28 protein-coding genes are annotated in these 23,745 nt (G+C 47.5%); 24 read left to right on the forward strand and 4 right to left on the reverse strand.

The features are described 5' to 3' along the window. Positions 1 to 29 precede the first annotated feature (29 nt). Entirely contained in the window at positions 30 to 848 is an 819-nt protein-coding gene (gene spo0A / locus ACRRNK_RS08825) for a sporulation transcription factor Spo0A (protein WP_433946360.1), read from the forward strand. A 252-nt stretch (positions 849 to 1,100) separates the two neighbouring features. Then, entirely contained in the window at positions 1,101 to 1,631 is a 531-nt protein-coding gene (locus tag ACRRNK_RS08830) for a GNAT family N-acetyltransferase (protein WP_433946361.1), read from the forward strand. A gap of 343 nt (positions 1,632 to 1,974) precedes the next feature. Here ACRRNK_RS08830 and ACRRNK_RS08835 read toward each other — a convergent pair whose 3' ends face one another. Continuing rightward, complete coding sequence (locus ACRRNK_RS08835) at positions 1,975 to 3,321, reverse strand: GH1 family beta-glucosidase (RefSeq protein ID WP_433946362.1); 1,347 nt, start codon at positions 3,319 to 3,321, stop codon at positions 1,975 to 1,977. Between the two features lie 311 nt (positions 3,322 to 3,632). Between ACRRNK_RS08835 and ACRRNK_RS08840 the strand changes: the two genes are divergently transcribed. Genes ACRRNK_RS08840 through ACRRNK_RS08850 form a run of 3 tightly spaced genes read left to right on the forward strand, consistent with a single transcriptional unit; the run spans position 3,633 to position 4,973 of the window. Next, positions 3,633 to 4,010, forward strand: coding sequence for a hypothetical protein (locus ACRRNK_RS08840; RefSeq protein WP_433946363.1), 378 nt, complete (start codon positions 3,633 to 3,635; stop codon positions 4,008 to 4,010). 33 nt (positions 4,011 to 4,043) lie between these two features. Next, positions 4,044 to 4,226, forward strand: a complete 183-nt coding sequence (locus tag ACRRNK_RS08845) for a hypothetical protein (protein ID WP_433946364.1) — start codon at positions 4,044 to 4,046, stop codon at positions 4,224 to 4,226. A 24-nt stretch (positions 4,227 to 4,250) separates the two neighbouring features. Then, positions 4,251 to 4,973: an SAM-dependent methyltransferase gene (locus ACRRNK_RS08850; RefSeq protein WP_433946365.1), complete on the forward strand. Its 723-nt coding sequence runs from the start codon at positions 4,251 to 4,253 to the stop codon at positions 4,971 to 4,973. A gap of 56 nt (positions 4,974 to 5,029) precedes the next feature. Here ACRRNK_RS08850 and ACRRNK_RS08855 read toward each other — a convergent pair whose 3' ends face one another. Continuing rightward, positions 5,030 to 5,344 carry a DUF2627 domain-containing protein gene (locus tag ACRRNK_RS08855; protein ID WP_433946846.1) on the reverse strand — a complete coding sequence of 105 codons (315 nt, stop codon included), beginning with the start codon at positions 5,342 to 5,344 and terminating at the stop codon, positions 5,030 to 5,032. Between the two features lie 285 nt (positions 5,345 to 5,629). Here ACRRNK_RS08855 and lpdA point away from each other — a divergent pair, with 285 nt between their 5' ends. From lpdA to lipB, 5 genes are all read left to right on the forward strand, one after another. Beyond that, positions 5,630 to 7,048 (forward strand): dihydrolipoyl dehydrogenase, encoded by a 1,419-nt coding sequence (gene lpdA, locus ACRRNK_RS08860; RefSeq protein WP_433946366.1) that lies wholly within the window; start codon positions 5,630 to 5,632, stop codon positions 7,046 to 7,048. A 122-nt stretch (positions 7,049 to 7,170) separates the two neighbouring features. Next, on the forward strand, positions 7,171 to 8,199 hold the full coding sequence (locus ACRRNK_RS08865; RefSeq protein WP_433946367.1) for a thiamine pyrophosphate-dependent dehydrogenase E1 component subunit alpha: 1,029 nt from the start codon (positions 7,171 to 7,173) through the stop codon (positions 8,197 to 8,199). Next, complete coding sequence (locus ACRRNK_RS08870) at positions 8,199 to 9,185, forward strand: alpha-ketoacid dehydrogenase subunit beta (RefSeq protein ID WP_433946368.1); 987 nt, start codon at positions 8,199 to 8,201, stop codon at positions 9,183 to 9,185. Before ACRRNK_RS08865 ends, ACRRNK_RS08870 begins: the two co-directional genes overlap by 1 nt. 54 nt (positions 9,186 to 9,239) lie before the next feature. Beyond that, complete coding sequence (locus ACRRNK_RS08875) at positions 9,240 to 10,610, forward strand: dihydrolipoamide acetyltransferase family protein (RefSeq protein ID WP_433946369.1); 1,371 nt, start codon at positions 9,240 to 9,242, stop codon at positions 10,608 to 10,610. Between the two features lie 42 nt (positions 10,611 to 10,652). Beyond that, a complete protein-coding gene (gene lipB, locus ACRRNK_RS08880; RefSeq protein ID WP_433946370.1) occupies positions 10,653 to 11,348 on the forward strand; it encodes a lipoyl(octanoyl) transferase LipB in 696 nt (231 codons plus the stop codon). Here lipB and prli42 read toward each other — a convergent pair. Continuing rightward, entirely contained in the window at positions 11,338 to 11,436 is a 99-nt protein-coding gene (gene prli42, locus ACRRNK_RS08885; protein ID WP_433946371.1) for a stressosome-associated protein Prli42, read from the reverse strand. The two genes, lipB and prli42, sit on opposite strands and share 11 nt — an antisense overlap. An 80-nt stretch (positions 11,437 to 11,516) precedes the next feature. On the opposite strand from prli42, the gene ACRRNK_RS08890 reads away from it, so the two are divergent. Next, the gene (locus tag ACRRNK_RS08890; protein WP_433946372.1) at positions 11,517 to 12,653 is read left to right on the forward strand and encodes a M20/M25/M40 family metallo-hydrolase; all 1,137 of its coding nucleotides are present in this window, start codon (positions 11,517 to 11,519) and stop codon (positions 12,651 to 12,653) included. A gap of 72 nt (positions 12,654 to 12,725) precedes the next feature. Here ACRRNK_RS08890 and ACRRNK_RS08895 read toward each other — a convergent pair whose 3' ends face one another. Next, positions 12,726 to 13,931 (reverse strand): tetratricopeptide repeat protein, encoded by a 1,206-nt coding sequence (locus tag ACRRNK_RS08895; RefSeq protein ID WP_433946373.1) that lies wholly within the window; start codon positions 13,929 to 13,931, stop codon positions 12,726 to 12,728. A 318-nt stretch (positions 13,932 to 14,249) separates the two neighbouring features. On the opposite strand from ACRRNK_RS08895, the gene ACRRNK_RS08900 reads away from it, so the two are divergent. The 13 genes from ACRRNK_RS08900 (at position 14,250) to ACRRNK_RS08960 (ending at position 23,736) form a co-directional block, all read left to right on the forward strand. Next, positions 14,250 to 14,819, forward strand: a complete 570-nt coding sequence (locus ACRRNK_RS08900; protein WP_433946374.1) for an NUDIX hydrolase — start codon at positions 14,250 to 14,252, stop codon at positions 14,817 to 14,819. After that, complete coding sequence (locus ACRRNK_RS08905; RefSeq protein ID WP_433946375.1) at positions 14,812 to 16,002, forward strand: endonuclease Q family protein; 1,191 nt, start codon at positions 14,812 to 14,814, stop codon at positions 16,000 to 16,002. Before ACRRNK_RS08900 ends, ACRRNK_RS08905 begins: the two co-directional genes overlap by 8 nt. Positions 16,003 to 16,077: 75 nt before the next feature. Further along, on the forward strand, positions 16,078 to 16,731 hold the full coding sequence (gene spoIIM / locus ACRRNK_RS08910) for a stage II sporulation protein M (protein ID WP_433946376.1): 654 nt from the start codon (positions 16,078 to 16,080) through the stop codon (positions 16,729 to 16,731). Between the two features lie 94 nt (positions 16,732 to 16,825). Beyond that, the gene (locus ACRRNK_RS08915; protein ID WP_433946377.1) at positions 16,826 to 17,302 is read left to right on the forward strand and encodes a Fur family transcriptional regulator; all 477 of its coding nucleotides are present in this window, start codon (positions 16,826 to 16,828) and stop codon (positions 17,300 to 17,302) included. 192 nt (positions 17,303 to 17,494) lie between these two features. After that, entirely contained in the window at positions 17,495 to 17,731 is a 237-nt protein-coding gene (locus tag ACRRNK_RS08920; protein WP_433946378.1) for a DUF4227 family protein, read from the forward strand. An 18-nt stretch (positions 17,732 to 17,749) separates the two neighbouring features. Continuing rightward, positions 17,750 to 18,661 (forward strand): site-specific tyrosine recombinase XerD, encoded by a 912-nt coding sequence (xerD, locus tag ACRRNK_RS08925; protein ID WP_433946379.1) that lies wholly within the window; start codon positions 17,750 to 17,752, stop codon positions 18,659 to 18,661. Positions 18,662 to 18,707: 46 nt separating this feature from the next. After that, positions 18,708 to 19,532, forward strand: coding sequence for a purine-nucleoside phosphorylase (locus tag ACRRNK_RS08930; protein ID WP_433946380.1), 825 nt, complete (start codon positions 18,708 to 18,710; stop codon positions 19,530 to 19,532). 153 nt (positions 19,533 to 19,685) lie between these two features. Beyond that, entirely contained in the window at positions 19,686 to 20,867 is a 1,182-nt protein-coding gene (locus tag ACRRNK_RS08935; protein ID WP_433946381.1) for a D-alanyl-D-alanine carboxypeptidase family protein, read from the forward strand. Positions 20,868 to 20,959: 92 nt separating this feature from the next. Further along, on the forward strand, positions 20,960 to 21,313 hold the full coding sequence (gene spoIIAA / locus ACRRNK_RS08940; protein ID WP_433946382.1) for an anti-sigma F factor antagonist: 354 nt from the start codon (positions 20,960 to 20,962) through the stop codon (positions 21,311 to 21,313). Continuing rightward, on the forward strand, positions 21,310 to 21,753 hold the full coding sequence (gene spoIIAB / locus ACRRNK_RS08945; RefSeq protein WP_433946383.1) for an anti-sigma F factor: 444 nt from the start codon (positions 21,310 to 21,312) through the stop codon (positions 21,751 to 21,753). Before spoIIAA ends, spoIIAB begins: the two co-directional genes overlap by 4 nt. 11 nt (positions 21,754 to 21,764) lie before the next feature. After that, positions 21,765 to 22,520, forward strand: coding sequence for an RNA polymerase sporulation sigma factor SigF (sigF, locus tag ACRRNK_RS08950; RefSeq protein WP_433946384.1), 756 nt, complete (start codon positions 21,765 to 21,767; stop codon positions 22,518 to 22,520). 152 nt (positions 22,521 to 22,672) lie between these two features. Beyond that, positions 22,673 to 23,311, forward strand: a complete 639-nt coding sequence (locus tag ACRRNK_RS08955) for a stage V sporulation protein AA (protein WP_433946385.1) — start codon at positions 22,673 to 22,675, stop codon at positions 23,309 to 23,311. After that, positions 23,308 to 23,736: a stage V sporulation protein AB gene (locus ACRRNK_RS08960; protein ID WP_433946386.1), complete on the forward strand. Its 429-nt coding sequence runs from the start codon at positions 23,308 to 23,310 to the stop codon at positions 23,734 to 23,736. The genes ACRRNK_RS08955 and ACRRNK_RS08960 overlap by 4 nt, the downstream gene beginning before the upstream one ends. Positions 23,737 to 23,745: the final 9 nt, after the last annotated feature.

A 23,745-nucleotide genomic window follows, 5' to 3' on the forward strand; every position in this document is an offset into this window, starting at 1 on the left:
TCACAGACTTTTTAAGGAGGACATGGAAATTGCAAAACATTGAGGTATTATTGGCTGACGATAATCGGGAATTTACAAATTTACTGGCTGAGTATATTTCAGGGCAGGATGATATGACTGTTTCGGGAATCGCTTACAACGGAGAAGAAGCTCTTCAGATGATCGAGAACGGTTCTAAGATTCCGGATGTTCTGATTCTTGACATTATTATGCCTCACCTTGACGGACTTGGCGTGCTTGAACGCCTTCGTGATATGAACCTGTCTCCGCAGCCAAAGGTAATTATGCTTACGGCTTTTGGGCAAGAGAATATTACACAAAGAGCGGTGCAGCTTGGCGCTTCTTACTACATTCTCAAACCATTCGATATGGAAGTGCTTGCTCAGCGTATCCGGCAATTAGTTGGAGTTCCAGCGCAAAGTCTAGGTGGCGGCCAACTCTCATCTTCATCGTCCTCCTTATTCAAATCCAATGTGGTCCCAATGGCAAAAGGAAAGAATTTGGATGCGAATATCACATCGATCATACATGAAATCGGCGTACCGGCACATATTAAAGGATATCAATATTTACGCGAAGCCATTACAATGGTGTACAACAACATTGAAATCTTGGGGGCTATTACCAAGACCCTTTATCCAGCAATTGCGGAGAAGTTTAAGACAACCCCGTCACGGGTGGAACGAGCTATACGCCACGCGATCGAAGTAGCCTGGACACGCGGCAACATCGACAGCATCAGCCATCTGTTCGGCTACACGATCAACATTAGCAAGTCCAAGCCGACCAACAGCGAATTCATCGCCATGGTGGCTGACAAGCTGCGGATCGAGCATAAGGTGAGCTGAAAGGGCAAGGAGTAGTGAGCAAAAGAATACGCAGAAGCACTTTGGCATCTGTATAATCTAAGGTCATTTCTGGAGGTACGAAGCTTGACTACCTCTGGAAATGACTTTATTTTTTATAGAAATTTTCTATAATGTTTACATAAAAAGTTATAACATGCACAAGGCTAACCATGATAAAGTAAATCTATTCCATGTTAACTGGTGGGTTTTATCGGATAATTGATCCCTGGCATGATAAGGAGGAGGATGGATATGGGCAACAAGCAAGATAGATTAATAATCCGCGATGCTAGGCCTGAGGATCGGCTGTCGATCGAGAAAATGATGGTCGAAGCTTACGGACAATATGAGCAGAGTATGCCAGAGGAACGATGGAGACCGTATATCAAGTCGATTCGTGAATCTGTATATAAAGAAGGTCCCGCAGCGCGAATTGTAGCTGAACTTAATGGGGAAATTGTTGGAAGTCTGCTTGTTTTCTTGTCTTCAGAAGCCGCTTATGGCCGCCCTGATCTTCAGATTGAGTCCCCGATTATTCGTCTGCTCGCTACTTCTCCGAAGGCAAGGGGAAGAGGGGTTGCAACTCAATTGATTAGTGAGACCGTACGTCGCGCTAAACTTTGGGGCGCTGATAGCATTCATCTGCATACGTCTGATGTGATGGCACCGGCCATAAGATTGTATGAATATTTAGGTTTTGAACGGGCAAGAGACAAAGAAATGCAAAATGGAGACATCCTTGTAAAGTGCTACCGGCTTCAGCTGCAGCCAATTGAGGCTTAGTCTATTAGACTTATTTAGTTGCTGATCCTTTTGAACTATATAAGTTGAACAATGATTTACGTGCTAGTCAGTCGTATGAAATGTTCCTACGATCGCTGTTGTTCTCAGACTTCTTCATTAAATTTTTTATAGGTAGAAGTCCAATCTCAAAGGCTATGCTTCCGATGTAGCTTTCTTTCAGAAAGCTTGTAGGCGAACGCTCCGCTTCTCCAGCATCTTTTCACACTCTTGCCTATAGGTAATTCTTAAATTCAACTTATTGAAATGCATTTGAACATAAGAAGGAGCCTCTGTAATACAGAAGCTCCTTTTTGCAATTCTTTTTACAATGAAAAATAATAACTTATACCTCAAAACCGTGCGACGCAATCACTTTTTGATACCAATAATAGCTGTCTTTTGGCGTCCGTTTGTAGGTTTCGAAATCGACATGAACGATGCCAAAAGGCTTGCTGTAACCGAAGGCCCACTCGAAGTTGTCCATAAGGGACCACAGCATGTAGCCTTTAACATTAATTCCTGACTCAATGGCCCGTGATAGCTGGAAAAGATGCTTTTGCAAATAAGCGATTCGCTTAGGATCGTGCTGCTTGCCATCTTCACTCGCTTCTGACTCGTAATAAGCCCCATTCTCCGTAATATAAATCGGAATGGAACCGTATTCGCGGTTCACCCATTCTAGAACGTTCAGGAAGCCTTGCGGATAGATGTTCCAGTCGAAATCGGTAGTGTCAAAGCCGCCGCCAACAGGCTCAAATTCCAATAATCCGGCATCAGGATTATTCCTGCCGACACCACCTGTATAGTAATTAATACCAAGGAAGTCGATTGGCTGGTGAATGGTGTCCATATCCCCTGGCTGAACCGGAGGCTCAAAGCCTTTGGATCTATACCAGTTCAGTGCTCTCTCAGGGTAGATCCCTTTGAATACCGGATCAAAGAACCAGTTATTGAAGTATTCAAGCCGGCGCTGTGCGGCTTCAACATCCTGCTCTTGCTGACTGAAGGGCTCGAACCATTCCGTGTTGGGAGCAAAACCGATTTCTCCCTGGATTCCTAGTTGTCTAAATGATTTTACGGTCTCTCCGTGGGCGACCATAATATGATGGGCAACGTTCAGAGCAAGCTGGAAGTCCTTATTACCAGGAGCGTGGTCCCCAAGCTCATTAGACAGGAATGAAATGCACCAAGGCTCATTAAACGTTATCCATTTGTTAATCTTGCCGTCAAAGGACTTAAACATAGTCTCAGCATAGCGGACGAATGCATCTATTGTATCACGGGAGTCCCACCCACCACGGTCTTGAAGAGCTTGCGGAAGATCCCAGTGGTAAAGGGTACACATTGGCTCAATTCCGTTAGCCAGTAATTCATCCACTAATCGGTGGTAATAGTCAAGTCCCGCTTGGTTGACTTCACCATCGCCTTGCGGGAAGATGCGCGGCCATGCCACAGAGAACCGATAAGCTTTGGCTCCCAGCTCCTTGAGCAAGGCAACATCTTCCTGATAACGGTGATAACTATCGCAGGCACCTTCGCCGGTGTCTCCGTTGTATACTTTGCCGGGTGTACGTGAGAAGACATCCCAGATAGATTCTCCGCGTCCGTCCTCTTTAGTTGCTCCCTCAATTTGATAGGATGAAGTTGCAGATCCCCAAATAAAATCCTGAGGAAAAGGTATCTTTGCCATATAGAACTCTCCCTTTCGCTGTAATTACTAATTTGTTTATTTCTCTTATGCAGGGTTTCGAAATCGGTTTCGGACTTATTATAATATATGATCGGGAAAATTCCTACTGATTGTTTGCAAACCTATATTTAGACATGATTGCAGGATTTCACTTGAATACTTTACAGACAGTAACTTTTCAGCTTGAAAAGCGTCAATATTGATGTGGTTTCACAATACAACTTCTGATAATATAAATCAGTATTATTCTTAACACCGAAGAAGCAGCTCATGAAGATCTTCTTAGCTGAATGTAGGAAGGGAGCATTACTATGGCTTACCAAGTTACGTACAAAGACAAAGACGATAATACAGATCAAACGAAAATTTTCGAGTGCTTCACTGATGCGGAGCAGAATGCCAAGAGGCTTGATGCAGATGGACATACGAATGTGATGTTAGAATCACCCCGCCGAAGGTCGGGTCTGCCAAACTTTACGGGTATTTTGCTTAAAGTTATCGGAATTTTATTTTTGGTAGGTGGAGCAGTGATCGGTGTGGTTACAGGCCGGGATAATTCAGCGGATGGCTTTGATCTCACGATTGCTATGGAATGGTGGGTGCTCTCTGTGATGTGTGCTGCTTTTTTCTATGGAATGGGCGAAATTGTAAATCTACTTGACAGACTTGTAAAGAAATCTAATACTTGAATCAGCAGATTCTTCTGACTGTGGAGGACATATATGGAGAACACCGACCTTTACCTATCTGAACTTGATAGAAGAGTAAGAGATGAACTAGCTGAGCTTCAGGCTCAAATTGATCAACTGAAAGCCGAGAACGCCCGGCTGCGCACAGCACTACTTAAAGCTTCAGCCAGCCCATCCAAAATGTCGAGTAAGCTTAGGGATGCGCTGTATGAATAAATGATCATGATGAGGTGAGCTGAGATGAGTAGAGATGAGATGAGCAGAGACAGCAAGAAAATGAATTTGGATTTGGAACGTATTGTATTCATTGGAAGAACGTATTCGGAGTACCTGGCCATGTTCAATCTGTATGAAAAGGAACTCGCGGGACGCGTAATCTTGGATTGCCCTGCGGGTGCATGTTCTTTTACAGCAGAAGGCAATAGACGGGGATATGACATTTTAGCTGCAGATATTGCTTATCAATTTGGACCTGATGAGCTTGAGTTAAAAGGCGTTCAGGATCTAAGCCACGCCAAAGAACGCCTGGAAGAAGCGCGCCATGAATATATGTGGGATTATTATGGCAGTGTTGAAGAGCATCAGAAGCAGAGGGAAGAAGCCTTGGCACTCAGCTCTGAGCATCGGAGACAATTTCCCGAGAAGTACATCTACGCTGAATTTCCTAGACTTCCTTTTGCGGATCAATCGGTTGATCTTACTTTGTCGGCACATTTTCTATTCATGTATGCAGATCGACTGAGCGAGCAATTTCATGAGGAGTCACTGCTGGAATTAATGAGAATCACAAGGGAAGAGATAAGAATATTTCCTTTGGTAGACCTTAGCAGCAATCGTTACGAAGCCTTGGATCAACTGATCAAGTTGGCTGCGTCCAAAGGTTGGGTGGCTCAGGAACAGAAGACGGACTACCGTTTTCAAAGGGATGCCGACTCTTATCTCAAACTTACACGACTGGTATAGATATAAGAAAAGCCTCCGGAATAAATCCGGGGGCTTTTTGCTGCTTAAATTCATAGCTATGAAGGACGTTCAATGGAATGCTCATTCGGCCGGTTCTTGTTCTTAGTCTCCTGGAAGCGTGGGCCGATATAACCGCGCTTGCGGTCTCGGAAGAAGATCCAGCCACCCAGAAATGAGATTCCGGCAAGGAACATGACAAGCCCCCCGGAGAAGCTCAGCCAGTCAAACGAGACATGGGTTAGCGTATCATCACCATGCATGTACAAATATTTAAATAGGGCGTCTTTCATGTAGAGGAATCCAATCATGGCTATGATTCCTGGAATAACAAGAATTAGGACCGCGATAAACCGGGCGGCAAGTGTTCGCATACTCATGGTATTAATTACCCTTCCTGTAGGTTAAGATTTGTTCGGAATTTGTAGTTGTGCCGCATAACTTGGTTAACTTAATCATAACGTTTTCATTCTTTTCTGTCTATTTGAAAGCTCTAAGAAATCTACACTTAATAGCTTAACTCGATTGATCAATTCTGATACAGTAACTATGGCTAAATCGACTTTGGAGTAGAGGGGAAATGGCCTTCATTCCATATCAGGCCAAAACAAGGTACAATATTAACCAAAGAACTTTGATTATGTTAGTGGAGGTTTCATATGACGATAACGTGCGATGTAGCTATATTGGGAGGCGGAACCGGTGGATATGTTGCGGCGATCCGGGCTGCGCAGCTTGGTAAGGAAGTAATCATTATTGAACAGGACAAGCTGGGAGGAACCTGTCTTCACCGTGGATGCATTCCAAGCAAAAGTCTGCTGCGAAGCGCGGAACTTTATGCTCAAATGAAGGAAAGTGAAAGCTACGGAATCGAGACCAGCGGAGTTACGCTTGTATTTCCAAAAGTTCAGCAGCGCAAACAGGCGATTGTAGATCAACTGCATAGCGGTGTTAAATATTTGATGAGCAAAAATAACATAAAAGTAATTGAAGGTACCGGCCGGGTAATCGGGCCATCCATATTTTCTCCGAAGAGCGGGGCGGTTGCCGTTGAGCTTGCGGATGGGGAAATGGAGACGATTGTTCCTAGTCACCTAATTATAGCTACTGGTTCAAGACCACGTATGCTGCCGGGGCTTGAACCGGATGACGGCTACATTCTTAGCAGTGATGAGGCGCTTACGCTCGAGGAACTTCCTAGTTCCATGCTGATTGTAGGAGGAGGAGTAATCGGGGTGGAGTGGGCTTCTCTGCTTAATGATTTCGGAGTGGAGGTAACCGTTATAGAGGCGGCTGACCAGCTACTTCCTTCTGAGGATGCAGATATCGCCAAAGAATTGCAGAAGCTTCTGGTTAAGCGGGGGGTCAAGGTGCTTACGAGAACCACAATCCTTCCTGAATCTGTTCAAAAAGGTAACGGAGTTACGATCTCTGCCCAGCAGGGGGATCAGACTATTCAGCTTCAGGGAGAGAAGCTGCTTCTCTCGATTGGACGGCAGGCCAATGTGGAGAACATTGGTCTAGAGAATACGGATGTTGGCCTTCAGAACGGGTTCATCCGAGTGAATGATCATTTGCAGACCACAGAGCCGCATATTTACGCAATTGGCGATTGTATTGGTGGATTGCAGCTCGCTCATGCAGCCAGCCATGAAGGCATCGCAGCTGCCCAGCATTTAGCCGGTGAACCAACGCATGGATATAATCCGCTGCATATCCCAAGATGTGTATACACGCGTCCCGAAGTCGCTTCAGTAGGCCTAACGGAGAGAGAAGCAACTGCGAAGGGGTATAATATTAAGACAGGCAAGTTCCCGTTCCAGGCTATTGGCAAAGCCCTTGTCTATGGAGATAAGGACGGTTTTGTAAAGGTTATTGCCGACGCGAATACCAATGATATTCTGGGTGTACATATGATTGGTGCTCATGTTACCGATCTGATTGGAGAAGCGGCCCTGGCCCAGGTGCTTGATGCCACGCCTTGGGAGATTGGTCAGGTGGTTCACGCACATCCGACCCTGGCTGAGATTATGGGCGAAGCCGCGCTGGCTGTGGATGGACGGGCTATCGGTATCTAACCTGTGGTAAAAGATTTTCTTTTTGGATGGAAACAGCTTATAATAGAGTTATCCCTAGTCTTAGTACCAGGTTATAAGAGGAGACTACTAACTTAGTCTCAATATGAAGGAGGTAACTCCCTATGAATGCTAAATCTACTGTAAAAACAGAAACAAGACACGAGCAGCTCGGACTTTCCAACGCCGAAGTGATCGACATGTACAGATATATGCTGCTTGCGCGTAAATACGATGAACGCAGCTTGCTGCTTCAACGTGCAGGTAAAATCAACTTCCACGTATCCGGTATTGGTCAAGAGGCTGCACAGGTTGGTGCCGCTTTTGCACTTGATCGCGAACGCGATTATTTCCTTCCATATTACCGTGATTATGGATTTGTTCTGGCCGCGGGAATGAGTCTAAGAGAGCTCATGCTGTCTGTGTTCGCCAAGGCCGAAGATCCTAACAGCGGGGGACGCCAAATGCCTGGACACTTTGGCAGCAAGCGTCTTCGCATCGTTACCGGATCAAGTCCGGTAACCACTCAGGTGCCCCACGCGGTTGGAATCGCCCTTGCAGCCAAGATGCAGAAGAAAGATATTGTATCCTTTGTTACCTTCGGAGAAGGTTCTAGCAACCAGGGGGATTTCCATGAGGGCTGCAACTTTGCAGGTGTTCAGAAGCTGCCTGTAATTATTATGTGTGAGAACAATCAATATGCGATCTCGGTTCCGATCCAGAAGCAGCTTGCTGGTAAAGTCAGTGATCGGGCGCTAGGATATGGCTTCCCAGGTGTACGGGTGGATGGAAATGACGCGCTCGAAGTATATCGCGTTGTGAAGGAAGCACGCGTGCGTGCTGTTCGCGGCGAAGGGCCGACTCTGATTGAAGCGATGATGTACCGTCTATCCCCGCATTCCACTTCGGATAATGATCTCGCTTACCGTACGAAGGAAGAGGTTGATGCGAATTGGAAGAAGGATGGCCTTCCGAAGATGAAGCAGTACTTGATTGAGTGCGGGATTTGGAGTGAAGAGCAGGATGCCGCTTTATCCGCGGAGATTGCACAGCAGCTCAAAGAAGCTATTGATTCGGCTGACAAGGCTCCGTTCCCTAAACCGGAGGATACGCTGCTCCATGTGTATGCCGACAATGAAGGAGATGTTCGCTAATGCCGGTTATGGAATATATCGATGCCATTCGCCTCGCCATGAAAGAGGAAATGGAACTGGATGAGAATGTGTTTGTGTTAGGTGAGGACGTTGGCGTGAAAGGCGGAGTATTTACCACGACCAAAGGCCTTCAGGAGCAATTTGGTGAACAGCGAGTACTTGATACTCCGCTGGCAGAATCCGCTATCGCAGGGGTAGCAATTGGTGCAGCAATGTACGGCATGAAACCCATTGCCGAAATGCAGTATTCCGACTTTATGCTTCCTGCTACGAATCAGATCATAAGCGAAGCGGCCAAAATCCGTTATCGTTCCAATAATGACTGGAACTGTCCATTAGTAGTTCGCGCTCCAATCGGCGGCGGGATCTTCGGAGGGCTGTATCATTCCCAGTGTCCCGAGTCGATCTTCTTTGGTACGCCCGGGATTAAGATCATTGCGCCTTACTCAGCCTACGATGCGAAGGGCTTGCTGAAAGCCGCAGTCAGGGACCCGGACCCGGTTATCTTCTTTGAGAACAAGAAATGCTATAAGCTGATCAAGGAAGATGTGCCGCTGGACGATTATATTGTGCCGATCGGTAAAGCGAATGTCATTCGCGAGGGCTCGGATATTACAGTCATTGGGTATAGTCTGCCGCTTCACTTCGCCATGCAGGCTGCTGAGGAGCTGGCTGCTGAGCAGGGGATCAGCGCGCATATTCTGGATCTGCGCACCTTGCAGCCACTTGATCGGGAAGCGATTATCGAAGCTGCCCGCCGTACAGGTAAGGTGCTGATTATTCATGAAGATAACAAGACAGGCGGGGTAGGGGCTGAAGTATCCGCGATCATCTCCGAAGAGTGTCTGTTCGAGCTTGATGCACCGATCAAGCGCTTGTGCGGCCCGGATGTCCCGGCGATGCCGATCAGCCCGCCGATGGAGAAATTCTTCATGCTGAGCAAAGACAAAGTCAAAGAGGCTATGCTGGAGCTTGCCTTATATTAAGAGACTGACTGCAGAGCTTCTTACCTTGAGCTCTCTAATCATAGGAGTGAGAATATGTCATCGAACAAAACATGGACGGATGTAGTCATGCCCCAGCTGGCGGAGTCATTGGTGTCAGCGACCATTGGTAAATGGTTGAAGAAACCGGGAGACCCGGTTGAACAATACGAACCGATCTGCGAAGTCATTACGGATAAGGTCAACGCGGAACTCCCCTCAACCCTGGACGGAGTAATGGGTGAGATCCTAGCCCAGGAGGGCGAGACGATCGACGTAGGCGCTGTAATCTGCCGGATCGAAACTCAAGGTGCGGAGCAGGCACATGCTGAACCCGCACCTCAACCGGAGACTTCAATCAGCGCGGCCGCTTCCCCTGCGGATACGTCCCAGCGAAGCCGCTATTCTCCTGCGGTGCAGACGCTGGCGGCCGAGCATGGCTTGAATCTCAGCACGATACAAGGAACCGGAATGGGCGGACGAATTACCCGTAAGGATGTGCTAGCCTATATCGAGAGTGGCGGTGCTGGTTCACAGTCCGCTCCTGCCATTCAGGCCGCGCCTATTCCGAAGCAGCCAGTTCTGACCCAGCCGCAGGCCCAAGTGCTGCCTGGACATGTAACCACGGCACCGGTTATTCCGCAGCCGCAAGCGAATGAGCCTGTACGCCATTCAGGCATTCATTTGAGCGATACACCCAAGCTTCCAACGATTGAAGTGGAAGGCGGGCAGGCCGAGCATTACATCGACATCACCCCGATTCGCAATACGATTGCCACGAAGATGCGTCAAAGTGTGTCGGAAATTCCTCATGGCTGGATGATGATCGAGGTTGACGTTACGAATCTGGTACAGCTTCGGAACAAGCTTAAGAATGAGTTCAAAGCCAAGGAAGGCGTTAATCTGACTTATCTGGCCTTTATGATCAAGGCCGTTGTGAATGCAATCAAAGACTATCCGATTATGAACTCAGTCTGGGCTGTTGACAAAATCATCGTGAAACGGGATATCAACATTTCTCTTGCCGTTGGTACGGACGATTCTGTGATGACTCCGGTGATCAAGAAAGCGGATCAGAAGAACATCGCCGGACTTGCCCGGGAAGTTGAAGAGCTGGCCCGCAAGACACGTGAAGGCAAGCTCAAGCTTGACGATATGCAGGGCGGAACTTTTACAGTCAACAACACCGGTTCATTCGGTTCGATACTGTCTCAGCCAATTATTAACTACCCGCAGGCTGCAATTCTTACCTTTGAATCCATAGTGAAGAGACCTGTGGTGATTAATGATATGATCGGAGTTCGCTCCATGGCTAACTTCTGTCTATCACTCGACCATCGGATTCTGGATGGAGTCATCTGCGGACGATTCATGCAGCGTGTGAAGGATAACATTGAGGCGTATTCACTTGATACTCAGGTATATTAACCAGCGAAGCTGATACAATGAATAGAAAAGAGGCGACTCATCATGAATAGAACACTGGAAGTGCGCTATATCCCGATCATGGATTACGGGGAAGCGTGGGACCTCCAGAAAGAAATCGTGAAGCGTGTCGACCGTGAGGAGCAGCAGGAGACCCTGCTGCTTCTCCAGCATCCGCCGACCTATACGATTGGTTCACAGCGTCACCCTGAACATTTGCTGCTTAGTCCTGAACAATTGAAGGAACGGGGCATCTCCATTTTCGAGATCGACCGGGGCGGAGATATTACATACCATGGTCCAGGTCAGTTGGTTGGGTATCCTATACTTGTCCTGGATGGATCCAAAGGCCTTGATCTGCATGAATATTTACGAAAGCTGGAGCAGGTCATTATTAATTATCTTGCAAGCTTTGGCATTGAAGGCAGCCGGAAACCGGAATACACCGGGGTATGGGTGGGTAATGTAAAAATCTGCGCAATCGGGGTTAAGTTCAATAAATGCCGGGGTAAGAGAGGCTTTGTGACAAGTCACGGATTTGCATTCAACATTAAATCCGGAATTCAGAACGAGGGCTTCCAGGGGATTGTTCCTTGTGGGATTCAAGAATACGGAGTGACCTCTCTGGAGGATATTACGGGTAAAGAATTCACTGTGGAGCAGACAGCCAAAGACATCGTCCCTTACTTCAGTGACGTATTTGGTTACGATGCCGTTTGGCCTGAGGAGATTACTTACTGATAAAAGGCTCAAACACCATCAGTAATGTTGATCCAATCATGGCAATAAGCATGAGGTATATGAAAATTTTCATCCATTTTTTCGGCATATCTAAAACTCCTTTAAGTTATGTAATGGCCGGTCCCATACCTCATCATTTTAGCGTAAATCGGAAGGAGAAGAAAGTCGATGATCAATAAAGACCGCGTGATTAACCTGTTTCTTGAGTTAGTACAGATCGACAGTGAGACAAGACAGGAGAGAATGATCGCAGATGTACTGACGAAGAAATTCAGGGACCTGGGGCTTGAGGTTATCGAGGACGATTCCGCCGCCATTACTGGACACGGTGCCGGGAACCTGATTGCCACCCTAAAGGGAAATGGAAAGGTGGAAGCCGAACCTATTCTATTTACCTGTCATATGGATACAGTTATGCCCGGCAAAGGAATTAAGCCTGTAATTGGTGAAGACGGCTGGATCCGCAGTGACGGAACCACGATTCTCGGTTCGGATGATAAAGCAGGAGTCGCTGCATTAATTGAATTGATCCAGGTCATTCAAGAGAATCAGGTTCCACACGGAGATATTCAGTTTGTAATCACAGCCGGAGAGGAATCAGGGCTTATGGGGGCCTGCGCGTTGGATGCCAAGCATCTGAACGCCAAATATGGCTTTGCCCTGGATTCTAACGGGGAAGTAGGCTCGATCTGTGTAGCCGCTCCAACTCAGGCCAGAATTGAGATTGAAATCTTCGGGAAGTCCGCACACGCCGGGGTTAATCCCGAAGATGGAATCAGTGCCATTCAAGTAGCGGGAAAGGCCATTGCGAGAATGAACCTGGGCCGTATCGATCAAGAGACTACCGCAAATATCGGTAAATTCGAGGGCGGCGGGGCAACCAATGTCGTTACCGATTATGTGAAGCTGTACGCGGAAGCTCGCAGTATTGTACAAGAGAAAGTAGAGAAACAGATTGCGGAGATGAAGCAAGCGCTGGATTCTGCTTGTCACGACTATGGGGCAAAAGGAGAAATGAGCAGTAATATCATTTATCCCGGCTTTAACCATACGGATGAGGAGCCGGTTGTGCAGCTTGCCAAGAAAGCGGCTAGCCAGTTAGGCCTGAGCGGCAGAACCTTTCATTCCGGCGGTGGCAGTGATGCGAACATTTTTAACGGCCTTGGCATCCCTACTGTCAACCTTGCTGTAGGCTACGAGAATATTCATACTACATCTGAACGGATCAAAGTGGAAGATATCGTCAAGGCGGCCGAGCTGGTGTTGGAGATTGTAAAAGCAGCTCGTGTATCGAACCCGTCCTAACCCATAATTGACAAGAGACAAGTCATGTTCTGCTGGAACAAGTCTTGTCTCTTATTTGTTGTAACCCGGCTTCTAATCATAACTTAAGCTGCTTGATCGCCCTGGCAGGGATTTATTGCGAAGCTGCGCGGGGGTCCAGGTGGTGTGCCAGCGGGAGCGCTCAACAATATTTAACGATTGGATAATTGTCTCCATGTAATGCTGCGTCTTTTGGATGCCTAGAGAATCACGTGTATTCAGGCTGAGGCGTTCTTGCATCTCCTGATAGGATTTCTTGAGATAACACGAAGCCGCGGCAAACCGGTAGGTAGCGGTAAGAGGGTCCCTTTCGATCAGAGACTCAAAAATCTGTGCAGCCGATTCGTATAATCCCTCATCGTATTCGATCTCCGCTAAAATGAATGCGAGCTCCTTGTGAAGCGGCTCATTGTAGTTCAGTGAGATCGCCGGCAAGTGCCTGCGTAGTCTTGTTTTGGCCGATTCCGTGTAACCCTCATAGTACAGATGAAGTGTAAGCTCGTTCTGAAGGTAGGTATCGTCGCCGGCTATGTTCATCGCCAGGTCATGCAAGCCCAGATTGACCGCACGCCTCAGTGCTTCTGATAATAACTGTCTGTTCTGTGTAGCCGTATAATCCTCTTCTCCTAAGATCCAGCGGCACAGAAGAGCATCCATGGCCAGAGGATCGGTAAAGGCAGGTCTAAGCAGACCAGCATCAATTACTTTTGAAGCATAGTGAATAGCTTGATCAAACTGGCCTGCCCGAATCAGGCATTCAGTATGCAGCTGAAGCATACGTTCACTGGTTAGTGAGGGATTAGCAGTTAGATATGTATAAGCGGTATGAAAAGCTCCGATCCGGCACAGGATATCAACCAGAATCTCGCTGCGGTTCTGGGAATGCGTAAGTTTGCGGTTCATTCTTTCGGCAATGATCTCATCACTGTAGCCCTGCTCGTGGAGTAGGTCACCCCATTCGGTCAAGGCCTCTATTTCATGACCAGAGAAATCTATAGCCTGTTCGAACGCATAGATGGCTTTCGCGTGCTGATTGTTTTGACGAAGCAGCTTTCCATATTCAACCCAGCACTCTGCGAGAATTCCTCGTTCGGAGGCTGTGTAATAATCTCGGCCAAAGGCATTTAACAGCCCTTCCTCCAGGATTGACAATGCTTGAGTTATGTCCCCCCGGTCTCTGTGCTTTAAACTCTGCTGATAAAGAAGGGATAACGATTTGGATTCGGATCTATCCGAGTCGAATTGACGTTTTTTTTCCACTTAGCAACCCTCCTCTCTTCTTAATAACACATAAAGGTATTAAATGTATTCAGATTTTGTCAAAATCGTAAAATAATTTACTTTTTTCGTAAATTTCTAGTGATAAGGTCCTTTACAGAGGTCCCGGGATCGATATTTCTCTTCCATGTCGACAAAAGAACCCGTACCTGCCATGCTTTACCCGAAATATGAAACCTTGTATCCGCGAAGTAGCTTTTCATGGACCCATGCTCCTTTTCACAAACGGTTTGGTATAATAACACCATATGTTCAGAAGGGACAAGTTATGTTCTTTAAAATCAAAAGGAGGCAAAATTCATGAATAAATCCCCGAATGCTGCATTGAACGAAAAGATCATCTCCACCAAACCCGTCTTCTCCGGTAAAGTTATTTCACTTCAGATCGATACCGTTGAGCTGCCTGATGGAACCAGAGGTGAGCGGGAAGTGGTTAAGCATCCGGGCGCGATTGCTGTACTTGCAGTCCGGAACGGGCGGATTCTCCTTGTGGATCAGTTCCGTACACCGCTGGGTCGTTGCGAGCTGGAGATCCCTGCTGGCAAGCTTGAGAAGGGTGAAGATCCGCTTGAAGCCGCAAAACGGGAGCTGCAGGAGGAAACGGGTTATACAGCGGGTAAGATTTCGCTTCTGCATTCCTTTTATACCTCACCAGGATTTGCAGATGAGATCATACATTTGTATCTGGCGGAGGATCTGAAGCAGGGTGATTCTGCACCGGACGAGGATGAGTTCTTAGAGGTGCATGAAGCCACGCTGCAGGAAGTAAAGCGGTACATGTCTGAGGGATGGATATCCGATGCCAAGACCATGCTTGCCGTGTACATCTGGGAGCTGGCAAGCCATACAGGAAAATTCGGCCATGAGTGAGACACCGCTTCAGCGATATTACGCAGATCTTCATATCCATATCGGAAGAACGGAGAAGGGGGATCCAGTTAAGATCAGCGGAAGCCGGAATCTGACTTTTGCTCAGATAGCGAGTGAAGCCAGTGATCGCAAAGGGATTGATCTCATCGGAATCATTGATTGTCATTCGCCTGGAGTTCAGACGGATATTAAGAATAGTCTGGATAAGGGGGATATGAAGGAGCTCGATGAGGGAGGAATCTCTTACGGTAGGACAACAATTCTACTAGGCAGTGAGATTGAAATTCGCGAACCGGGAATGGGACCCGCTCATCTGCTGGTATTTTTTCCTCATCTCTATATGATGGAGGAGTTCACCGGCTGGATGTCAAAGAGAATGAAAAACGTAGGGCTTAGCTCGCAAAGGCTTCATGCTCCTGCACTTTCTCTTCAGGAAGAAGTTACAGCCCGTGGCGGTATGCTGATCCCGGCCCATATCTTCACTCCACATAAAAGTATTTATGGAAGCGCTGCTCCAAGAATGTCCGATGTTCTGGATTTATCCCAGGTTAGCGCGGTCGAGCTGGGTCTTAGTGCAGATTCAGAGATGGCCGGTTATCTCAGTGAATTGGATGAATTCACGATTCTGACCAATTCGGATGCCCACTCGCTGGGCAAGATAGGCAGGGAGTATAACGAGATGGCACTTCAGAGCCCGAATTACAGCGAGTTCGAGAAAGCGCTTGCTAGATCCGAGGGACGAAGAGTTACAGCGAACTATGGTCTTAATCCCAGACTCGGCAAATACCACCGGACGTATTGCAGCGGATGCCAGAGTATAATCGATGAACAGGGTATCACGGTGCAGCGTTGTTCGTACTGTGGTAGCACCAAGTTAACCCGAGGGGTTCTTGACCGGATTCTGTCCATCGCTGATCGTGAAGCTCCTATGGTGCCTGCGCATCGACCTCCTTATCATTATCAGGTTCCTCTTGAATTTATCCCCGGGCTTGGGAAGGCCAAGCTCGGCCTGCTGCTGGGTGCATTTGGAACAGAAATGAATATCCTCCACCGAGTACCCACCCAAGAACTGGCCAAGGTTGTAGGAGCAGAACTCGCCACGGCAATCGGGGAAGCGCGCAGCGGGACTATGCAGCTCATTGCCGGGGGCGGAGGAACTTACGGGAAGGTTCAGAAGGTGTAAGTTCCTCGCATAGGGAGGGACCCTTGCTCATAGAATAAGAGAGAACTTCTATGGATAAGGAGGGAGATCGTCCTAATGTTTAGAACCTTCAGCCACACACTCAAACATCAGACACCTCTTTATGTGTTCGTAACGGTATTATTTCTAATGGGTGTAGTTTTCGGTGCGCTTATGGTTAATGCCCTTACGCTTGAGCAGCAGCAGGATTTGTCCCGCTATTTGGGGGATTTCTTCACGAACTTCAATCAGGATAGCTCAGGTACGTCTGGTCTCTCCTCATTCTGGAGCATAGCGATACTTAATTTGAAATGGCTCGGACTAATCTGGCTACTTGGCCTTTCCGTTATCGGACTGCCCGGAATATTGATTCTCGACTTCCTGAAAGGTGTACTACTTGGGTTCTCTGTCGGCTGCCTGGTCGGTCAGTTCACCTGGAAGGGGCTGCTGCTTGCCCTTGTATCCATTGCTCCCCATAATCTCGTTCTGATTCCGGTGCTGCTGATCTGCAGTGTGGCCGCGGTGACATTTTCTCTGGGCATCATTAGAAGCCGTGTGCTGCTTAAGGGACGCAGCTCGATCTCGAAGCCGTTTCTGAATTATACCGGGCTGGTTCTAGGTCTTTCTCTGCTAATTCTTGGAATCTCTTCCTTCGAAACCTGGGTTACTCCCGTATTGATAGGATGGGTTGCCCCTATGCTTGAGCAGGCTTCAGCCGCCGCTTCGCTCTAGCAAAATGTTTGACTTTGTTGATCTTGAAGCCCTATAATGAAAGAAGTGATTTGTGCCAGAAGTGGTTCGGCTTTTTTCCAAGGGGGAGGTTAACATGGAAGAACGGATCGATAAAATTAAGCAGCAGCTGCAATCCCATGGTTATAAGCTAACACCCCAACGGGAAGCCACGGTAAGGGTTTTGCTTGAGAATGAAGACGATCATTTGAGCGCGGAAGATGTGTTCATGCTCGTTAAAGATAAAGCTCCGGAAATAGGTTTAGCGACAGTATATCGTACACTTGAACTGCTAAGCGAGCTTCATGTTGTAGAGAAGATTAACTTCGGCGATGGTGTCGCGCGTTATGACCTTCGTACGGATACAACCAAGCATCATCATCATCATTTGATCTGTGTTCAGTGCGGTGCAATGGATGAGATCAGAGAAGATTGGCTCGGCCCTTTGGAGGAACGTTTGGAGAAGGAATTTAACTTCACGGTTCTTGATCATCGGCTTGATTTTCAGGGGATTTGCTACCGCTGTAAGGACAAAGACAAAGATAAGAACGGGGACGCCGACAAGAAGATTTGATCACAATCTTGGGGTTACCGTAAGCTCTCTTCGGCCACCGGCCGCCGGGGGCTTTTTTTTGGCCTGCATGAAGGTATAGGAACCGCACTTCGTTCACTCGGGGACAATCATAATGAGCACAACTTGTCTGTATACATAATCTATACCATCTTTTATGTGAAGATGAAATCGGGTATAGAAAGAGGGAGAGGTATGGTCATTTCACTCCGCAAATGGCTGCTGTTCATTAAGCTAATGATTGTATTCCTGGTGTTATCGCTGTTCTTCTATAAAATGATAGGCTGGTTCGATGCATGGATATTCCCCGCCGATAAATATGGAACACCTCAAGGTACGGCAGTTAAGGCATTTCATCATGGGGATGCCGGTACTATGGAAGGCGGGTCCCTTCTTGAAAGGTTAAAAACTTTTTATTGGTATGGGGAGTAGCAGTTAGGAGGAAGGACAGTGAAGCCGTACATCGCTTCTTTTATTGAGTATTTAAGGGATCATAAGGGTCTGAGGGCTGCAACATTGTCCTCGTATCAGAAGGATCTGGAGCAATTCACGGAAGCCATGCGGGAGCGTGGAATTGAGGAGGCCGGGCAGGTCTCCAAGGTGCATTTGACGCTCTATTTCGCTGGTCTTAAGGAAGCGGGAAGGGCGGCAGCTTCGATTACGAGAGCATCGGTATCGATAAGGTCATTTTTTCGCTATATGACCCGTGAACATATTCTGATCCATGATCCATTTCTGCAGATCGACATGCCGAGGCATGAGAAGAAAGCGCCACAGATTCTGACGGAGAGCGAAGTAGGCCAGCTGCTGGACATGCCAGATACAACTACCCCGGTAGGATTAAGGGATAGGGCGATGCTAGAGCTCTTGTATGGCACGGGAATACGGGTAAGTGAGCTGATACTGCTAAATGTGTATGATGTGGATACATCGCTGCGGTTCGTGCGCTGCGGGGGGGACACGGGCAAGGAGCGAATTATTCCTTTTGGTGAAGTGACCGGTACCTGGATAGCGAAGTATCTGGATGAAGCAAGACCTATCTTGATCGAGGAAGAAGAGGAAGCGCTGTTCCCCAATCGGCTGGGTGGTCGATTCTCAAGACAGGGGTTCTGGAAGACGATCAAGAAGTATGGGAGTGAGGCGGGGATCGAGGCGGATATCACCCCTCACACGATTAGACATTCCTTCGCTGCGCATTTGCTGGATCATGGTGCCGACCTAAAATCAGTTCAGGAAATGCTCGGGCATGCGGATATGTCCTCCACGCAAGTATATATCCGTAAGTCTAAGGATAACCTGAAGTCTGTCTACCAAAGCTATCATCCCAGGGCTAGAATTCAGCAGCAAGATCCACTGGAATAAGTTTGAATTTTATAATATGAGTATTTGAAACGGAGAGATATTGCTTATGACAACATTGAATCAGGGAATTATTCAAGAAGCGGCAGATTATATACTGAAGAAAGCAGGCAGCAAGCCAGAGGTAGGACTAATTCTTGGATCAGGACTCGGGATTCTTGCTGACCTCATTGAGAATGCAATCACGATTGATTATGCTGATATCCCACATTTTCCGAAGTCTACCGTGGAAGGACATGCAGGAGAGCTTGTTCTGGGTACGGTTGGGGGACGACAGGTCGTGTTAATGAAAGGCCGTTTCCATATGTATGAGGGGTATGGTCCGGAGGTAACCGCATTTCCAGTACGTGTCATGAAAGCACTCGGAGCTGATAAGCTGCTGGTCACCAATGCCGCAGGCGGGGTGAATATGTCTTATAGCCCAGGCGATTTGATGCTGATCTCGGATCATCTCAATCTGACTGGTCAAAGCCCGCTTACGGGACCTAATGACAACTCGCTGGGGCCTCGTTTCCCGGATATGTCTGAGGCTTACAGCAGACGCCTGCGTACACTTGCCAAAGATATTGCCAGGGAGCATAACATTCCGCTGCAAGAAGGGGTGTACGCTGGCCTGATTGGCCCTGCATACGAGACACCGGCTGAGATTCGCATGCTTCGCACATTGGGAGCTGATGCTGTCGGCATGTCAACCGTCTCTGAGGTCATCGTGGCACGTCATGCAGGACTTGAGGTTCTGGGCATTTCTTGTATCAGTAATATGGCATCGGGAATTCTCGACCAGCCCCTGTCGCACGATGAAGTGATGGAGACTACGGAACGAGTGAAAGAGAAGTTCCTTGGCCTCGTAACCTCAATTATTCCTAAGCTGTAATAGTAATATTTAGCACGAAAAACACCATAAGGACACAGACCCTACCGGCTGGCCGGACAAGGGTCTGTGTTTTTTTGTACGATCAGGAATATTATGGACACTTTCAGGGCGATACTAGACTATCAGCTAAAGTTCTGAGAGGGGGATATTCTAATGAAAAAATGGCTTTTGACCTGCGCAGCGGCTCTGATGCTAGCGTCTTCAGCCGTGCCATCCCTAGGATTGGCGAAGGAAAATAAGATTTCAAATGACGTATCCGATCTCGCACCGAGTGCCGGCTCTGCTATTTTAATTGATGCAGATACAGGAACCGTCCTTTATGAGAAAAAAAGTCACGAAAAACTGCCTCCAGCAAGCATCACCAAGATTATGACCATGCTTCTGACTATGGAAGCCATCAGTAAGGGAACATTGAAGCTCACGGATAAGGTCTCAACAAGTGAATATGCAGCTTCTATGGGCGGGTCTCAGATCTTCCTTGAGCCTGGTGAACAGATGACAGTGGATGAGATGCTTAAAGGGATTGCGATGGCTTCGGGAAATGACGCCTCCGTGGCTATGGCTGAGAAAATTGCGGGTACCGAGGTTGAATTCGTCAAACTGATGAATAAGCGGGCCAAAGAGCTGGGATTGACCGACACACACTTCATGAACTGCAACGGTCTTCCTACTGACAACCACTACTCTTCCGCTCACGATATCGCGATTATGAGCAAGGAGCTGCTGAAGTATGAGCAAATTACGAAGTACACCGGAGCTTATCAGGATTACCTCAGGAAAGACTCCGCAAAGCCCTTCTGGCTGGTAAATACCAATAAGCTGGTCCGTTTCTATAATGGCGCAGACGGCTTAAAGACCGGGTTCACATCGGAAGCCAAGTTCTGTCTCTCCGCTACTGCGCGCCGGGATGGATTAAGACTAATTGCTGTGGTGCTTGGAGAACCGAATACGAAGACGCGTAATAGTGAAGTAGGCAGTATGTTCGATTACGCCTTTTCCCAGTATGCAGTAAAGCCTTTATTCAAGAAGGGCGATGTTATGGGTACCGTCAAAATTCAAAAAGGCGATAGCAAGGAGCTGCAGCTTGCAGCGTCCCAGCCGTACCGTATCCTTGTCAAGAAGAGTGAAGCTGGCGAGAAGATTACACATAAATTAGAAATTCCGGCCCAGGTATCGGCTCCGGTAACTAAGGGACAGGTGCTCGGTAAGCTGGTCGTCTATCAAGGGAACAAGGTGCTGAAGGAGTTCGAGCTTAAAGCCTCGGCTGACATTAAGAAGGCAGGCTGGTGGACGCTCTTCAAGCGGACAACTTCCAAACTGTTTTTTGTAGATTGATAGGAGTTTTCTTCTAGTTTTGTCGGGGTGCAGGAATCGTTCTCCGAATTGTAGAAATGAGTGTTCATTGTCAGAGAGGAGAGTGAACAGACGTGAATCTTCAAATGGAAATGGAAAAGCACCGCGAAACCCTTATCGTCAGACTCAGCGGGGAACTGGATCACCATACGGCTGATTCTGTAAGATTGAAGCTCGATGAGGAGATTGCTCGCGGGCGCTGCAGAGATTTGGTGTTCAGCTTAAAGGCGCTTCAGTTTATGGACAGTTCAGGCCTCGGGGTCATCTTGGGAAGGTACAAGCTGATCAAGCAAAAGGGTGGAAGAATGGTAATCTGCGACGTAACGCCTTCCGTATTCCGATTGTTCGAGATGTCAGGCTTGTTCAAGATCATGCCTGTTGTTGACAACGAGGGCGCCGCTCTCTCTGAACTGGAGGTAGCCCTATGAGCGAGAACTTTATGAGTCTGCAATTCGCGGCCAAATCGGAGAATGAATCCTTTGCCCGCGTAACTGTGGCTGCCTTTGTCTCTCAGCTTGATCCAACCATGGATGAAATCACAGACCTTAAGACGGTCGTATCGGAAGCCGTAACGAACTGCATTATTCACGGCTATGACAGTGATCCAAGCGGCATTGTCTATATAAGTGTGGGGTTAGAAGGGGATGTAGTCTCATTGGTCATTGAGGATAAAGGCCGCGGGATTGAAGATATGGAACTAGCCAAGCAGCCACTCTATACCTCAAAGCCTGAGCTTGAACGTTCCGGTATGGGATTCACAATCATGGAGAATTTCATGGATGAATTCGAACTAGTCAGTGAAGTCGGCGGAGGAACCTCCATACGCATGAAGAAGAGGATTGAATCTAAGAAAGCTTTATATAATTAGGGGTTGGGTATATGAATGCCGATGTGAAGCAAACCTCACAGACCTACTTAGATGACGCGGAAGTGAAACGTTTGATTGCCCTTAGCCAAACGGGCGATTCAGTTGCCAGAGACACATTAGTGAATTGTAATATTCGACTTGTCTGGTCCGTCGTACAGCGGTTTATGAACCGGGGATATGAACCGGAAGATTTGTTTCAAATCGGTTGTATCGGCCTCTTGAAGTCGGTCGATAAATTCGATCTGAGTTATGACGTCAAATTCTCCACCTATGCGGTTCCGATGATTATCGGTGAAATTCAGCGTTTCCTTCGTGATGACGGTACCTTGAAAGTCAGCCGGTCACTTAAAGAAATGGCTAATAAAGTCCGCAAGAAGAAGGACGAGCTTGCTAAAGTGCTGAACCGACTTCCTACAATTAAGGAAGTGGCGGAAGCACTGGAGGTTACGCCGGAGGACGTTGTTTTTGCTCAAGAAGCTAACAAGCCTCCGACTTCCATTCATGAGACGGTTTTTGAGAATGATGGAGACCCTATTACGCTCATGGACCAGATTGCGGATGAGTCCCAGGATAGGTGGTTCGACAAGCTGGCCCTTCATGAAGCCATTGATGGTCTAAGTGAAAGGGAGAGGCTTATTGTCTACCTGAGATATTACAGGGATCAGACTCAATCGGAGGTTGCGAGCAGGCTGGGGATCTCGCAGGTGCAAGTCTCCAGGCTGGAGAAGAAGATTCTGCAGAATATACGGGATCAAATCGCCCAGTGAATAAGAGCTGCCTTTGAATGCCAATCGGCGTTCAAGGCGGCTTTTTATTATACTTGAATTCGTTGCATGGTTATCACGAATCTCCTTTTCAGACTAAAAAAGCCTTGGTCTAGGCATACTATGCGCAATTCGGCAGTTAAGGGGTGAACTGGATGAGCAAGGATCCCGCTCCCACCGTCTATCTTAGACTTCGTAAAAATGTCAGGCTCCATGTAGGCAGTGTTATTCGTCTTGGTGACATTGCCCAAATACTAGCTCCAGGTAATTCTGAAGAAATATTGAAGCAGCTTGTTATGGAAAGACCCGAGCAGAATGATGGTAACCGCATAGTCATTGATATGCTTCAGATTATCGGAAGCATTCACGCTCTAATGCCTGGGTGTATCGTAGAACATATAGGTGAACCGCATACTCTCGTTGAAATTGTAGGCAAAGAAAAGAAGCCCTCCATCGTGCTCTTTATTGTGGTATGGCTGCTTCTTTTCTTCGGCTCGGCCCTAACCATTATGAACTTCCATGCGGATGTAAGTATGCAGGAAGTACAGGTTCGGATTGTGGAGATGGTCACAGGTACGCGGGACGAGCATCCGTATGTTTTTCAAGCGGCTTACTCTGTGGGAATTGGCTTGGGGATGATTGTATTCTTCAACCATATCTTCAAGAAGAAATGGAACGAGGAACCTTCCCCTCTTGAAGTGGAAATGTTTCTGTATCAGGAGAACCTTAATCACTATGTAGTCACGGAAGAATTCAAGAAGCTTCATCTGGATGCCGGGAGGGAGAAAGGATGACGCCCGCTTTGTCATTGCTTCTCTCTATTTTTCTGGGTTTGGCTGGAGGAATTGCAGTAGGGGGCGGCGTCATAGCGCTGTTCGTAGTTCTCGATATCATTCCGCGTCTGGCTCAGCTTAGCCGGTCCTACGATAAAGTTCATTGGTATGAAGGGGCGATGGTTAGTGGATCAGTTGTGGGTACGGTGGCTGACTTTTGGGATTTCAAGCTTTTCCTGCATTCCGAAATTTTAAACGGGTGGATCGGTCTTCTGAACGGAATCTTTATCGGGATGCTGGCAGCGGCATTAACGGAAGTGCTGAATGTTCTACCGATTTTAGCGAAGAGGCTTCATATGGGACAGTACCTTTTCGGATTGCTGCTGGCTATGGTATTCGGGAAGGTGGCAGGCTCGTTATTTGATTGGTTTGTATATAATCGATAGAACGGACAG

Source organism: Paenibacillus sp. SN-8-1, assembly GCF_050995535.1.
Classification (GTDB): domain Bacteria; phylum Bacillota; class Bacilli; order Paenibacillales; family Paenibacillaceae; genus Fontibacillus.

What these genes read in the sequence shown, in the direction of transcription:
- ACRRNK_RS08830 (WP_433946361.1), top strand. Translation starts at nt 1,101, where the DNA reads ATGGGCAACAAGCAAGATAGATTAATAATCCGCGATGCTAGGCCTGAG.
- ACRRNK_RS08835 (WP_433946362.1), bottom strand. Translation starts at nt 3,321, where the DNA reads ATGGCAAAGATACCTTTTCCTCAGGATTTTATTTGGGGATCTGCAACT.
- ACRRNK_RS08840 (WP_433946363.1), top strand. Translation starts at nt 3,633, where the DNA reads ATGGCTTACCAAGTTACGTACAAAGACAAAGACGATAATACAGATCAA.
- ACRRNK_RS08845 (WP_433946364.1), top strand. Translation starts at nt 4,044, where the DNA reads ATGGAGAACACCGACCTTTACCTATCTGAACTTGATAGAAGAGTAAGA.
- ACRRNK_RS08850 (WP_433946365.1), top strand. Translation starts at nt 4,251, where the DNA reads ATGAGTAGAGATGAGATGAGCAGAGACAGCAAGAAAATGAATTTGGAT.
- ACRRNK_RS08855 (WP_433946846.1), bottom strand. Translation starts at nt 5,344, where the DNA reads ATGCGAACACTTGCCGCCCGGTTTATCGCGGTCCTAATTCTTGTTATT.
- lpdA (WP_433946366.1), top strand. Translation starts at nt 5,630, where the DNA reads ATGACGATAACGTGCGATGTAGCTATATTGGGAGGCGGAACCGGTGGA.
- ACRRNK_RS08865 (WP_433946367.1), top strand. Translation starts at nt 7,171, where the DNA reads ATGAATGCTAAATCTACTGTAAAAACAGAAACAAGACACGAGCAGCTC.
- ACRRNK_RS08870 (WP_433946368.1), top strand. Translation starts at nt 8,199, where the DNA reads ATGCCGGTTATGGAATATATCGATGCCATTCGCCTCGCCATGAAAGAG.
- ACRRNK_RS08875 (WP_433946369.1), top strand. Translation starts at nt 9,240, where the DNA reads ATGTCATCGAACAAAACATGGACGGATGTAGTCATGCCCCAGCTGGCG.
- lipB (WP_433946370.1), top strand. Translation starts at nt 10,653, where the DNA reads ATGAATAGAACACTGGAAGTGCGCTATATCCCGATCATGGATTACGGG.
- prli42 (WP_433946371.1), bottom strand. Translation starts at nt 11,436, where the DNA reads ATGCCGAAAAAATGGATGAAAATTTTCATATACCTCATGCTTATTGCC.
- ACRRNK_RS08890 (WP_433946372.1), top strand. Translation starts at nt 11,517, where the DNA reads ATGATCAATAAAGACCGCGTGATTAACCTGTTTCTTGAGTTAGTACAG.
- ACRRNK_RS08900 (WP_433946374.1), top strand. Translation starts at nt 14,250, where the DNA reads ATGAATAAATCCCCGAATGCTGCATTGAACGAAAAGATCATCTCCACC.
- ACRRNK_RS08905 (WP_433946375.1), top strand. Translation starts at nt 14,812, where the DNA reads ATGAGTGAGACACCGCTTCAGCGATATTACGCAGATCTTCATATCCAT.
- spoIIM (WP_433946376.1), top strand. Translation starts at nt 16,078, where the DNA reads ATGTTTAGAACCTTCAGCCACACACTCAAACATCAGACACCTCTTTAT.
- ACRRNK_RS08915 (WP_433946377.1), top strand. Translation starts at nt 16,826, where the DNA reads ATGGAAGAACGGATCGATAAAATTAAGCAGCAGCTGCAATCCCATGGT.
- ACRRNK_RS08920 (WP_433946378.1), top strand. Translation starts at nt 17,495, where the DNA reads ATGGTCATTTCACTCCGCAAATGGCTGCTGTTCATTAAGCTAATGATT.
- ACRRNK_RS08930 (WP_433946380.1), top strand. Translation starts at nt 18,708, where the DNA reads ATGACAACATTGAATCAGGGAATTATTCAAGAAGCGGCAGATTATATA.
- ACRRNK_RS08935 (WP_433946381.1), top strand. Translation starts at nt 19,686, where the DNA reads ATGAAAAAATGGCTTTTGACCTGCGCAGCGGCTCTGATGCTAGCGTCT.
- spoIIAB (WP_433946383.1), top strand. Translation starts at nt 21,310, where the DNA reads ATGAGCGAGAACTTTATGAGTCTGCAATTCGCGGCCAAATCGGAGAAT.
- sigF (WP_433946384.1), top strand. Translation starts at nt 21,765, where the DNA reads ATGAATGCCGATGTGAAGCAAACCTCACAGACCTACTTAGATGACGCG.
- ACRRNK_RS08955 (WP_433946385.1), top strand. Translation starts at nt 22,673, where the DNA reads ATGAGCAAGGATCCCGCTCCCACCGTCTATCTTAGACTTCGTAAAAAT.
- ACRRNK_RS08960 (WP_433946386.1), top strand. Translation starts at nt 23,308, where the DNA reads ATGACGCCCGCTTTGTCATTGCTTCTCTCTATTTTTCTGGGTTTGGCT.